Source organism: Corallococcus sp. CA054B, assembly GCF_003611625.1.
In the GTDB taxonomy this organism is placed as follows: domain Bacteria; phylum Myxococcota; class Myxococcia; order Myxococcales; family Myxococcaceae; genus Corallococcus; species Corallococcus coralloides.
In genome coordinates, this window is record NZ_RAVY01000103.1 from 21,058 (window position 1) to 33,847 (window position 12,790).

Annotated in this window: 6 protein-coding genes; 1 reads left to right on the forward strand and 5 read right to left on the reverse strand. The window is 71.3% G+C overall.

All coding sequences use genetic code 11. The annotated features are described in order from the left end of the window. The first annotated feature begins 3 nt into the window (after positions 1-3). Positions 4-2,175, forward strand: coding sequence for a bifunctional alpha,alpha-trehalose-phosphate synthase (UDP-forming)/trehalose-phosphatase (locus D7V80_RS23660; RefSeq protein WP_120590312.1), 2,172 nt, complete (start codon positions 4-6; stop codon positions 2,173-2,175). Positions 2,176-2,196: 21 nt separating this feature from the next. Here the strand turns inward: D7V80_RS23660 and D7V80_RS23665 are convergent, their stop codons facing one another. The 5 genes from D7V80_RS23665 to D7V80_RS23685 all read right to left on the reverse strand — a co-directional run. Beyond that, on the reverse strand, positions 2,197-4,488 hold the full coding sequence (locus D7V80_RS23665) for a hypothetical protein (RefSeq protein ID WP_199738815.1): 2,292 nt from the start codon (positions 4,486-4,488) through the stop codon (positions 2,197-2,199). 85 nt (positions 4,489-4,573) lie between these two features. After that, positions 4,574-8,236, reverse strand: coding sequence for a DUF3857 domain-containing protein (locus D7V80_RS23670; protein WP_120590313.1), 3,663 nt, complete (start codon positions 8,234-8,236; stop codon positions 4,574-4,576). A gap of 259 nt (positions 8,237-8,495) precedes the next feature. Further along, on the reverse strand, positions 8,496-10,535 hold the full coding sequence (locus D7V80_RS23675; RefSeq protein WP_120590314.1) for a glycosyl hydrolase family 18 protein: 2,040 nt from the start codon (positions 10,533-10,535) through the stop codon (positions 8,496-8,498). Between the two features lie 57 nt (positions 10,536-10,592). Further along, positions 10,593-11,771 carry an N-acetylglucosamine-6-phosphate deacetylase gene (gene nagA, locus D7V80_RS23680; protein WP_120590315.1) on the reverse strand — a complete coding sequence of 393 codons (1,179 nt, stop codon included), beginning with the start codon at positions 11,769-11,771 and terminating at the stop codon, positions 10,593-10,595. After that, a partial coding sequence (locus D7V80_RS23685) for an SIS domain-containing protein (protein WP_147447195.1) occupies positions 11,771-12,790 on the reverse strand: 1,020 nt, incomplete at its 5' end. The genes D7V80_RS23685 and nagA, both read right to left, overlap by 1 nt.

The following is a 12,790-nucleotide window of genomic DNA, read 5'->3' on the forward strand; positions in this document are numbered from 1 at the left end:
TCTATGGCTCGACTCCTGCTCGTCTCGAACCGTCTTCCCGTCACCGTCAAGGCGGAGAAGGACACTGTCTCCGTGGTGCGCAGCGCCGGGGGGCTCGCCACCGGGCTCAGCCGCCCGCACGAGCGCTCCGGGGGCATGTGGATCGGCTGGCCCGGGGATGTCTCCCGCCTGACGGACGCCCAGCGCGCGCAGGTGGAGAAGCAGCTGGCGGACCTGCGCTGCGTGCCGCTGTACCTGTCCGCCAGCGAGGTCAGCCGCTTCTACGAGGGCTACTCCAACCGGGTGCTCTGGCCGCTGTGCCACTACATGCTGGACCGCGTCCCCCGGCAGGACCGGGACTGGGACGCCTACCGCAAGGCGAACGAGCGCTTCGCCGACCTGGCCGCGAAGCACTATCAGCCGGGCGACACCATCTGGGTGCACGACTACCAGCTCATGCTGGTGCCCGGGATGCTGAGAGCGCGCCTGCCGCACGCGCGCATCGGCTACTTCCACCACATCCCGTTCCCGTCGTCCGAAATCTTCAGCACGCTGCCCCGGCGCGGAGAGCTGCTCAGGGGCCTGTTGGGCGCGGACCTCATCGGCTTCCACGCGGTGAGCTACGTGCGGCACTTCTCCGGCACGCTGCTGCGGCACCTGGGGCTGGACACGGACATCGACCGCGTCCTCTTCCAGGGGCGCGAGGTGCGCGTGGGCGCCTTCCCCATGGGCATCGACGCCACCGCCTTCGAGACGCTGGCGCGCGAGCCCGCGGTGCTGGACGAGGTGAAGACGCTGCAGGAGCGCGCCCGCGGCGAGCGGCTGCTCGTGGGCATCGACCGGCTGGACTACACCAAGGGCATTCCCCGGCGCCTGCTCGCGGTGCAGCGCGTGCTGGAGCGCCAGCCGGCCCTGCGCGGGCGCCTGCGCTTCATCCAGGTGGCCGTGCCCAGCCGCACGCAGGTGCAGGCCTATGCCGAGTACCGCGAGACGGTGGACGAGTTGGTGGGCCGCATCAACGGGCTCTACGGCACCGTGCACAGCACGCCCGTGCACTACCTCTACCGCTCGCTCAACGAGAAGCAGCTGGTGAGCCTCTACCGTGGCGCGGACGTGATGCTGGTGACGCCCGTGCGCGACGGCATGAACCTGGTGGCCAAGGAGTTCTGCGCGGCCCGTCCGGACGAGGACGGCGTGCTCGTGCTCAGCGAGTTCGCGGGCGCGGCGTCGGAGATGCGCGACGCGCTGCTGGTGAACCCCTACGACGTGGAGGGCATGGCGGACGCCATCGAACAGGCGCTGGAGATGCCCGGGCCCGAGCGCCAGGAGCGCATGCACTCCCTGCGCTCGGGCGTGAAGACGCGGGACGTGCACTGGTGGGTGGCCAGCTTCCTGGACCGGCTCCAGGGACTGGCCTCCGTGGCGGAGAAGCCGCCGCTGCCGGACGGCATGCTCGCGGTGGAGAAGCTGAAGGGGCCGGGCCGCAAGGTGCTGTTCCTGGACTACGACGGCACGCTCGTGGGCTTCGCCCCCACGCCGGAAGCGGCCGCGCCGGACGCGGAGCTGATGTCACTGCTCCAGGAGCTGTGCGCCCGGCCGGACCTGTCCGTACACATCGTGAGCGGCCGTCCGCGCGACACGCTGGAGGCGTGGTTCAGCGAACTGCCCGCGGGGCTGCACGCGGAGCACGGCCTGTGGTCGCGCATGCGGCGGGGCCAGCCATGGCAGGCGCTGCCGGGCGTGTCCTTCGAGTGGAAGCCGAAGGTGAAGCCCGTGCTGGACGCGTTCGCGGCGCGGGTGACGGGCTCGTTCGTGGAGGAGAAGACGGCGTCGCTCGCGTGGCACTACCGCAAGGTGGACGCGGAGTTCGGCGCGCTCCAGGCGCGCGAGTTGCGCCTGCTGCTCTACGAGCAGTTCTCCGAGGAGCCCATGCACATCCTGCCCGGGGACCGGGTGGTGGAGGTGCGGCCCAAGGGCGTCAACAAGGGCCGCGTGGTGCCAGAGGTGCTGAAGGGCGAGGCGCCGGACGTGCGCGTGGTGGCCATGGGCGACGACGTCACGGACGAGGACCTGTTCGCGGCGGTGCCCCCGGGCGGCATCACCGTGCACGCGGGCAACAAGCACACGCGCGCGGCGTACCGCGTGGAGGGGCCGCCGGAGGTGCGGCGGTTCCTGAAGGCGCTGCTCGGGAAGTAGCCGCGGGGCTCCCCGTGGGCTTCAGAGGTTGAAGCCCACGTTGCCCACGGAGATGCTGGGTCCGAAGATGAAGGACCACTTGCTGGAGGGCACCACGATGTCGGTGGTGGGGTCTCCGTTGGTGCGCCGGGTGATGTCGCCCCGGAACTCGCGGGCAATCCACGCCTGCGCGCCCACCGCCGCGCCCGGGCCGATGGGCACTCGCAGGCCCAGGCCCAGCACGGCCGCCAGCGTGGGCGGGAACTGGATGTCTCCGGACTGCGGCACCAGGCCCAGGCCCATCAGGCCCATCTCGATGCCCAGGAGGCGCTCCTGGCCCTCGTTGTTGAGCAGCGCCAGGCGCGACAGCACGCCGAAGTTGATGGCCAGCTGTCCCGTGGGCTGCGTCGCGCGGTAGAGGCCCGCGGGGATGGTGGCCATGGTGTAGAGGCGGAACATGCCGCCGCGCACGATGGCGGTCCACTGCGCGGACGGCAGGCCCGTGCGGTCCACCGTGGAGAGGGCGTAGCGGGACTCGTCCGCCACGTGCGCCACCTGCACGAGGATGCGGTCGTACTGGCCCAGGTTGCCCTGCACGGGGATGACGCGCATCTCGCCCTTGGGCCGCAGGAACAGGCGCTGGTCCACGCTGCTCTCGCCCCGGACGGAGCCGTCGGACTTCGTCACGGTGATGCGCAGGGTGATCTCCTGGTTGCCCTCCTCCGGCGTGAGGCGCTCGCGGTGGACGACGACGCGGCAGGTGTTGCGCATGGCGTACTCCAGCCGGTGCGGGCGGCTGGGGGAGAGCCTCTCGTCGTTGCCCTCCTTGTCCGCGCAGACGAGCTCCACCAGGTTCTCCACGTTGGTGGGCACGCTGGCCTCACGCACCGCGCGCTGCACGCGCTCGTCGGTGAGGAACAGGTCGGACGTGGCCAGCTCCGCCGGCAGCGTGGGCAGCCGGTAGCCGAAGCGCAGCGACACGAAGCCGCCGGAGGTCGCCTCGCCCTGGATGAGCGTGGCGGACTCGCGCACCGTCACGGTGTAGGCCCCGCCCAGCGGGCGCAGCACGAAGCGGCCCAGGCCGCCGTTGGACGCCACCGTCACCTCCGCGGGGCGGTTGGTGGGCACGAAGTCGATGGCGCCGTGGCCGGGCAGCTCCAGGGTCGCGCGGGGGACGGGCGCGGCGTGCGTGTCCGCCGTCTCCGACGCCACCACCGTGCCGTCCACGCGCGACGTGATGGCGGTGACGACGACCTGTGGCTCGTTGGTCCCGCTGGTGCGCAGGAGCACGTACGTGCCGTCCTGGGCCTTCACGACGCGCTCCACCCGCACGCGCGCGCCGTTCACCGTCCACAAGAGGCCGCGCGGGTCGTGCGCGCAGGACGCGTCCAGGCGCATCACCAGCCCGGAGTTCTCCGCGTCGCGCAGCACCGTGCCCTCCACCGCGGAGATGGGGCACGCGAGCACGGGCAGCGTCTCGGAGAAGGACGTCTCCAGCGCGTCCCCCTTCGCGAAGAACACGCGCGGCACCAGCCTCAGGCGCAAGGACACCGTGGGGTTGAGCCCCGGCACGTTGCGGATGGACACGGCGCCCTCGGTCACCTCGCAGCGCGCGGTGCCGCAGTCCACGGACGCGATGGCCTCCGAGTGCGTCACCGCCGCGTAGCCGGGGCCCTTGGACAGGTCCACGCCGGAGGACTGCACCAGGGGCCGCGTGAGCACGGTGCGGCCGGGGCGCAGGCGGAAGTATTCGTCATCCAGGAAGCGCCCGTTGGCGTCGTACGTCGCAACGTCCGCGCCCCTGCGGCCGTAGGCGGGGACCCAGAACAGCGTCGCGTCCGTGGGCAGGCCGGGCGTCAGCGGGACGGCGCACTCGTTGGGGGCGTTGGGCTCCAGACAGAAGTCCTGGCCGTCCAGGGAGGTCGTCTTCGGATCCACGCCCCGGGGTGTCCCGGACCAGGCGATGGCCACGTTCTTCAGGCCGGTGCCCTTGAGCTCCAGCCGCCCGTCGTCCGGGTAGAACGTGGTGGAGGCGCTGTCGATGCGCGGGAAGGGCCCGGTGGCCACCACCACCACGGTGTCGGTGGCCGTGGCGCAGGAGGCCTCGTCCGCGGCGACCTTCAGCTCCAGCGTGCGGTTGGCGTCATCCGCGCGCGTGGGCGGCTTGAGCGTGCGGCCCTCCAGCACCCAGCCGCCGCGCACGGGGCCGCACAGCACGCCCTTGGGGATGACCTCCACCGCCCGTCCCCCTTCGGGGACCTGGACGACCGGGCCGGCGGTGGCGACCGTCGCCACCAGCAGGCAGCCAAGGACGAGCGCGCGTGCAGGGTGCATGCATCTGCTTAAGCACGGAGGGCCGCGTCCGGGTCAAGCCCTCCGTGCTCATGCGGCGCCAGGCAGGCGCCGCGAGTGTCCGCGATTACCGCGAAGCCGTCTTCTGCCCCGGCCCCTGGAGCAGGATGCGGCGGCCGAAGGCGCGGTCCACGCGGCCCAGGAACTCACGGAACTGCGGGTACTCGTCCGCCTTGATGCGGGCGACGGAGAGGGCCACCTCGCCGTCGGCGACGAGCGCGCCGTTCTCCACGCGGTAGCTGAGCTTCACGCGGCCGAACTTCGTGGTCTCCTCCACCGCCTGCGGCATCTCCGCCACGGTGTAGCCGCCGGGCAGCGTGTAGCGCAGCTTGAAGGTGTTCACCCAGGGGCTCTGCATCACCAGGTCGAAGCGGCGCTCGGCGAGCGACGCGTACGCCTGCTGGTAGGTGCGCCCCGTGCCGAAGGGCAGGAAGCGCAGGCTGCCGCCGGGCAGCACCTCCGCGTAGCGCGGGATGCCCATGTTGAAGTCCAGCGTCACGTCGTCGTCCAGGCGGGTGGTGTCGCTGAGCTTCACCTCGCGCACGGTGAGGCCGGGGAAGCTCTGCGCCCAGGCGCGCTCGAAGGTGGACTTGCGCGTGGACTCCGGGCGGTAGGCGCGGCGGTAGTCCGGCGCGGACTGGCCGGACACGCTGCTCTGGCCCTTCACGTCCGCGCCGCCGTCAGGCCGCAGCGCCACGTCCATGGCCAGCGTCGTCTTGTTGTCCTCCGCCTTCGCCTCCGGCGTGGTGAGGAAGTTGCTCGTGCCGTTGGGGTCCACCACCAGCACGTTGGCCACGCGGTCCGCGGAAGGAAGCTCCTTGGCGCCGTGGAACTCCGCCGTGCCGTCCAGGTACAGGTCGAACTTGGGCACGTACGCGATGGCGTGGTTGAAGGCCGCCAGCGACGCGGGCTCCGCGTCCAGCGCGCCCAGGTTGCGCATGCGCAGGAGCACCAGCCGGCTGTCCACGCCCGCCACCTTCAGCATGGAGTGGATGAGGCTCGCCTTGTCCTTGCAGTCGCCGAAGCGGCGCGCGAGCACGCGGTCCACGCGGTACGGCTTGAAGCCGTGGATGCCGAACTCCAGCGCCACGTAGCGGGTGTTGGTGACGACGAAGGAGTAGATGGCGCGCACCACGGCGAGCTGGTCCTTGCGGTCCACGCCCGTGAGCACCTGGTCCACGGTGCTCTTCAGCTCCGCGTTGGGCTGGAGCTGGTCACGCACCAGGCCCCACCAGTAGTTGCCCACTTGGTCCCACGTCTTGTACGTGGAGATGTGCAGGTTCTGGGCGACCTCCGCCCAGCCCGGCATGCCCGGCTCCGGCACCACCTTGGAGACGTGCTTCGCGCCGAAGCGGTACACGGTGCGGCCGGACTCCGGCGCCTCCTGCTGCTGCTCCACGCCGGCCAGGCGGCTCTTGTTCCAGTACAGCGGCCGCTCCTTGGGCATGTCCACGACGTACTGGAAGCGCACCTTCGGGTAGACGCCCTGCACGCTCTCCACGTCGCCCCAGTAGTCCGACAGCAGGTTGTCCTGCGCGGTGTCGTCCAGGCGGTAGGTGAGCTCCAGCGTGTCACCGGCGGAGAGCGACGGGAACGACAGGATGCGCGCGCGGGCGTCGTAGTACATGCCCGTCCACGGCTCGTTGATGTTGCGGTCCGCGTCGCCGTAGCTGTCCACCACGGAGCCGTCCGGCTTCGTCACGCGGGCGCGCAGCACGCGCACCTCCTGGCGGTCCGGCGAGTACGTCACCGGCACGCTGCGGAACGCGTCCACGCCGCGCTGGTTGAACACGCGCACCACCATCTGCTGCATGCGGCTGGACAGGCCGCTCTTCTGCACGCGCACGTAGGTGTTGTCGACGAGGTAGAGGGCGTCCTCGTTCATGTAGCCCTCGGCCTCCTTGGACAGGGGCTTCGCGTCCACCAGGTACTGGGTGCCCGCGCTCTCGGACTCGCCCTTGAGCGTGCGCAGGGCCTCCTTGAGGCCGGGGTTCTGCGGGCGCAGCTGTAGCGACTTCTCGAAGGCGGCCAGGGCGGGCTCGCGCTGACCGGCGGCGAGCAGCGCGCGGCCCTCGCGCTCGTAGACCTCCGGTTCATCCGGGGAGAGCGCCTTGGCCTCCGTGAAGAGGGCGGCGGCCTCCTCCACGGCGCCGTTGGCGGCCTTGAGCTCCGCCAGCCGCACGCGGCTGCCGTTGTCGAAGGGGTTCAGGTCGGTGAGCTTCGAGTACTCGCGCTCGGCGGCGTCCACCTTGCCCGCGTCCGCGAGCATGGAGGCCAGCTGGCGGCGGGTGTTGGAGTCGTCGTAGCGCAGCGCCAGCACCACGCGCATGCGGTCCATGGCCTCCTGGGCGCGGCCCAGCTGACGGGACGCCGCGGCGGCCACGCGCACCACGCGGGGCACGCGGGGCTGCTGACGGAAGGCCTCTTCAATCAGCGCGTGCGCCCGGGCGCGCTCGCCCAGGGCCTCCGCCGCGCGGGCGAGCAAGAGGCGCGCGCCCGGCACGTTGCGGCCGTCCTCCACCTCCATGAGGGGGGCGAGCAGCGGCTGCACGCGCTCCGGGTGGCCGCGGTCCATCTCATGGTCCGCCAGCGCCAGGCGCGCGGGGGCGTAGGTGGGGTCCGCCTTCACGGCGGCCTCCAGGAAGTGGCGGCGCTCGTTGAGGTCGTCCGTCTGGGTGTTGGCGGCCAGGACCTGGAGGCGCGCGTCGTTGGGGGCGCTCTCCGCCGCGAGCGCGGCCTCCGCGCTGGCGGTGTGCTCGCGCTCGTCATACGCGCGGAAGAAGGACAGCACCTGGGCGTAGTCGCCGCGCAGGGCCGCGTCGTCCGGGTTCTTCTCCACCAGCGCGCGCAGCGAGGAGGTCAGCGTGGGCAGGGGCTGCGGCGCGGGCGCGGGCATGCGCTCCAGGGCGGGGGCCTTGGCGGGCAGCGAGGCGCGGGCGGAGGCCGTCTCCGAGCGCAGGTAGAAGCCCAGCGGACCGGACTCCTGGCACACCTTCACCAGCACGCGGTTGAGGCCCTTCTTGAGCTTCACCGACACGCGCGTCTGGTCCGGGCGCGGCAGGTTGTAGCGGTCCTCCTTGGACGCGAGCTGCCCGTTCACCCACAGGCGGTAGCCGCCGGAGGTGCCCAGGGCCAGCGGCACGCGCGTGTCCTGCGGCACCTCCAGCCAGGTGAGCGCGTACGCCACGGACTCCTTGTTGGGGCGCACGGCGGTGGCCAGGTCCACGTAGCCGTCCGCGGACGTGACGGACAGCTTGCGCCAGGTGGCCTCGTGGCCCTTGGCGCCGGGGTAGCGCGCGGTGAGGTCCAGGTTGGCGGCCTCCGGACCGAAGTCCGTGTCGCAGCCGGCCTTGCCCTCGTTCTCGAAGCCGCCCACGACGTAGTAGTCGTTGACGAAGCCCAGCCACTGGCGGACCTCGTTCGCGCGCACCATGCGGCCGCGCGAGCGCTCCGCGTCCATGAGCAATATCTGCGCGGTGGTGCGCGTGTTCACGTCCGACGTGCGGCGCGACGCGATCTGCTGGTAGGTGCTCACCAGCGGGGTGAGGTCCTCCACGTCATCCACCAGCGCGTGCATGCGCAGGAGCGCGGCGCCGCCGCGTGGCGAGTTGGCGGCCTTGACGGCCTCGGCCGCGTACTCGCGGGCCCGGTCGTCCGCGTTCGGCTTCGCGAGCCCCAGCACGGGGCAGGTGAGCACGACAAGTGCGGCCAGCGATGTGAAACGCGACATCCGTTCTCCTCGAAGTTCGACGGCGCCCGGGGGCAGGCAGGGGGCGATGACGCCAGTGAACAGGCGGACCCGTCACGGCCTTCCCCTGCATGCGGCCCCGGACGGCGGGCAGGCAACCAATCCACGCCCCACTCTATGCCGGACCGGTGTGGGGCGGGGTGGGCCCGTGAAGGCCGGGGCACGAAAACGCACAGGGCCGGCGCGGGCTTGGATGCCCGTGCCGGCCCCGGTGTGGGTGCCCCTGTCCTGGGGGCTGCCGTCAGTGGAGCTTGTTGTGGAGCGCGTTGACGAGGCTGCCGTCATCGCCGCTCAGCTCCCAGAACATCGCGCCGCCCAGGCCCTTGGACAGGATGTAGTCCGACTTGGCGTTGATGCTCTGCACGTCGTCGTAGGCCACCCAGACCTTCGTGGACGGGCTGTAGACGTAGGCCTGCTTGCTCTCCGGGTGGAAGAACTTCGTGTAGCCGGAGCCCGCGCGCTCGTAGTTGGCCTTGAGGTCCTTGTAGTCGAACACGCCGGTGAGGCCGGACTGGCCGTCATCCCAGGTGCCCTTGGTGGGGACGCCGGACTGGAACAGGCCGTTGTTCACGTTGGGCACGTTGCCCCAGCCGCGGCCGTAGAAGGGCACGCCGACGACGATCTTGGCGGCGGGCACGCCCAGCTGGAGCATCCTGGCGATGGAGCCGTCCGTGTAGAAGCCGTCGTTGGCGCCCGGGTCACCCGTCACGCGGTCGAGCGCGGAGTGGAAGTTGACCGTGCTCTCGAAGGCACCGTGGTAGTCGTAGGACATCACGTTGATCCAATCGAGGATGCCGGCCAGCTTCACGGTCTCCTGCTTGTTGGCGAGCAGGTCCGGCGACGCGCCCGACGCGATGGTGAGCAGGTAGGGCTGGCCCGTCTGCGCCGTCACGGCGGCCAGCTGGGTGCGGAACTCCTGCATGAGCAGGGTGTAGTTCACCTTGTCCGCGGGGCTGCTGATGTTGTCCGGCAGGCCGCCGCCGGTGGGGTACTCCCAGTCCACGTCGATGCCGTCGAACACGCCCACGCCGTTGGCCGGGGTGACGCCGGGGAACTGGCCCTTCACGTACAGGTCCACGCAGGACTTCACGAACGCGGTGCGCGACGCGGCGGTGGCGGCGACCTGGGAGAAGTACTTGGACCACGACCAGCCGCCAATGGAGATGAGCAGCTTGAGGTTCGGGTTCGTCTTCTTCAGCTCCTTGAACGCGCGGAAGTTGCCGCGCAGCGCGCCGGGGTCCCACTCGCCGGGGTAGCCGAAGCCCTTGTCGATGTCCGCGAACGGATCCCCGAGGATGCACTTGCCGTCCGGGGAGATGTTGGAGAAGGCGTAGTTGATGTGCGTGAGCTTCGACGCCGGGACGTTGGACACCTGGTAGTTGCGCGCGTAGATGCCCCACGCGGTGAAGTAGCCGACGATGCGCTTGCCGCCCGGAGGCGGAGGCGTCGTGGGCAGCTCCACCACGACGCTCACGGTCTTGGTGCCCACGTTGCCCGCGGCGTCGTACGCCTTCACGGTGTACGTGTACGTGCCGTTCTGCGCGGACGTGGAGATGGCGCGCGTGAACGACGACGCGGTGGCGACCAGCGCGCCGTTCTCCAGGATTTCAATCTTCGTCACGCCCACGTTGTCCGTGGCGCTGCCGGAGACGGTGAAGGAGCCGGCGGCGGTGAGGCGCGACGCGCTGGCGCTGGCGGTGACGACGGGGGCGGTGACATCGCCGGTGGAGGGAATGGCGACGGTGACGGTGACGGTCTTCGAGCCCACGTTGCCCGCGGCGTCATAGGCCTTCACGGTGTACGTGTACGTGCCGTTCTGCCCGGAGCCGGAGAAGCTTCGCGTATAGGAGGACGCGGTGGCGACGAGCGCGCCGTTCTCCAGGATTTCAATCTTCGTCACGCCCGTGTCGTCCGTGGCGCTGCCGGAGATGGTGATGGAGCCCGCGGCGGTGACGCTCGTCTTGCTGCTCGACGCGGTGACGACGGGCGCGGTGGTGTCGCCGCCGCCCGTCACGGGGCCCAGGTCCAGCCACAGCGCCGCCACGGCCGTCGGCGTCCAGTCCGCCTGGGACGTGTGGGCCTGACGGCACTGGTAGACACGGCCTTCGAAGGTGACGCGCGTGCCCACGGAGTAGGCGACGCCCGCGGCCCACGCGGCATCCAGCGGCGCCTTCATCACGCTGCCCGGGCCCTCGGCTTCGGGAGCGAAGGACTCCTGACCACAGCCCGCGACGGTCAGCGCGGACGCCACCAGGCCCACAATCCACTTGCTACGACGCATTCGTGTTCTCCTCGCCTGCGGTACACGCGGAAGGAGTCACGCACCCATTTTTCCGGGTTAATGGCTGGCGTTGGATTTTGCCTGCCCGCCCACCCATGTGCTGTGGACGGAAAGGTCCGGCTTCAACAGCACCAGGTCCGCGCGATGGCCGGGGACGATGCGGCCCCGGTGGCCATGCAGTCCCATGAAGGTGGCGGGATGGAGCGAGGCCATGCGCAGCGCTTCCTCCAACGGCACGTTGAGCACCTGGACGCAGTGGCGCACCGCGGCCGTGAGGTCGATGTCCGCGCCCGCGAGCGTGCCGTCCTCCGTCTCCAGGCGGCCGTGGCGGCGCAGGATGGTGCGTCCCTGGAGCGTGAAGGACGTGACGGGCGTGCCGACGGGCGGCATGGCGTCCGTGACGAGGAACACCTTGCCCGGCGGTTTGACCTTGAGGAGCAAGCGCAGGTTGTCCGCGTGCACGTGCACGCCGTCCGCGATGACGCCGCACCACGCGTCGTCATGGGTGAGCGCGGCGACGACGGGGCCGGGCTGGCGGTTCATCACCGGAGGCATGGCGTTGAACAGGTGGGTGAAGCCGCGCACGCCGGATTGCAGGGCCTGGGTGGTGCGCTCGCTGGTGGCGGCGGTGTGGCCCGCGCTGAGCACGACGCCAGCGCTGGCGAGGCGGCGCAGGGTGGCGTCGTCCACGCACTCGGGGGCGAGCGTCATCAGCACGCGGCCGCCATGCGCGGCGAAGCGGCGGGGCAGGGCGGTGAGGTAGTCGAGGTCGCGAGGGTCGGGCGCGCGGATGAACGAGGGCACGTGGACGCCCGCGCGCTCGCGGCTGATGAAGGGGCCTTCCAGGTGGATGCCGAGCACGCCGCTGTCAGGGCGCGCGGTGGCGGTGAGCGCGGCCTCGCAGGCTTCGCGCATGCGGGCGGCGTCGTCGGTGATGAAGGTGGGGAGCAGGCCGGTGGTGCCGCACGTGCGCATGGCGGAGGCGATGGCGAGCGCGGCCTCCTCGGTGGGCGTGTCGTTGAAGAGCACGCCTCCCGCGCCGTTGACCTGCACGTCCACGAAGCCCGGGGCCAGAAGTGTGTCACCGGGCAGCGTGTGCACGGTGGCGCCGGTGGGGAGTCCGGCCTGGGGCACCACGGCGCGGACGGTGCCGTCCTCGATGACGACGGCGTGACCTTCGAGCAGTTGGTCCCCGGTGAAGACGCGGGCACCCTGGAGGACGGTGGACGTGGGCATCACACGGTCTCCGTGACCTTGCGCAGGTGCGCGGGCGCATCCGGGTCCAGGCCTCGCGCCGTCGCGAGCTGGTGCACCGCGAAGTAGAAGCTCTGCACCTGGCAGAGCGGAGCGATGGCCGCGGGGAGGTCCGGCAGCGTGGGCAGGGTTTGCGCGCCGGGGACGGGCAGGGCGGTGTGGACGCTCGCGCCCAGCTCGACCATGCGCTGCACGACGTCGCGAGTGCCCTGCGCGGCGTTGTCCTCCTGCCCCAGCGCGAGCACGGGGAAGCCCGGCCGCACCAGCCCGAGCGGGCCATGGAGGACCTCCGCGGTGCTGAAGGCTTCCGCGTGCAGGCGGCACGTCTCCTTGAGCTTGAGGGCCATCTCCAGTGCTGCGCCCAGGCCGCTGCCCCGGCCGACGACGTAGAGGCTGCTGGCGTCCTTGAGCGTCGCGAGCGCCGGCCACCAGTCGAGCTTGCCCGCGGCCTCCAGCACGTCCGGGAGCCGCCGGGCGGCGTCATGCAGCTCCGCGGCGTCCGACCAGTGCGCGACGAGCTGGAGGAAGGCGAGCCCGGAGAGCAGATAGGACTTGGTGGCGGCGACGCTGTGCTCGGGGCCGGCGGACAGCGGAATGCGCACGTCGCACAGCGCGGCCAGCGGAGAGGCCTCGTCGTTGATGAAGCCCAGCACGACGGCGCCCCCCGCGCGGGCGGCCTCGGTCATGCGCAGGAGGTCGGGGCTCTGGCCGGACTGGGACACGGCGATGAAGAGCGCGTCGTGCAGATCCAGGGAGCGCGTGTTGTAGACGGACGCGACGCTGGGGCCCAGCGAGGCCACGGCGCGGCCCAGCGTGGTCTCGATGAGGTACTTGCCGTAGACGGCCGCATGGTCGGAGCTGCCCCGGGCGCAGGTGACGACGAAGCGGGGCGGCGTGCGGCGCAGGCGGGCGCCCAGGTAGGCGAAGGTGTCGCGGCAGCGTTCGAGCTGGCGGCGGGCAGCGGCCGGAGCCTCGGCGGCCTCGCGTGCGAGGGCGGGGAG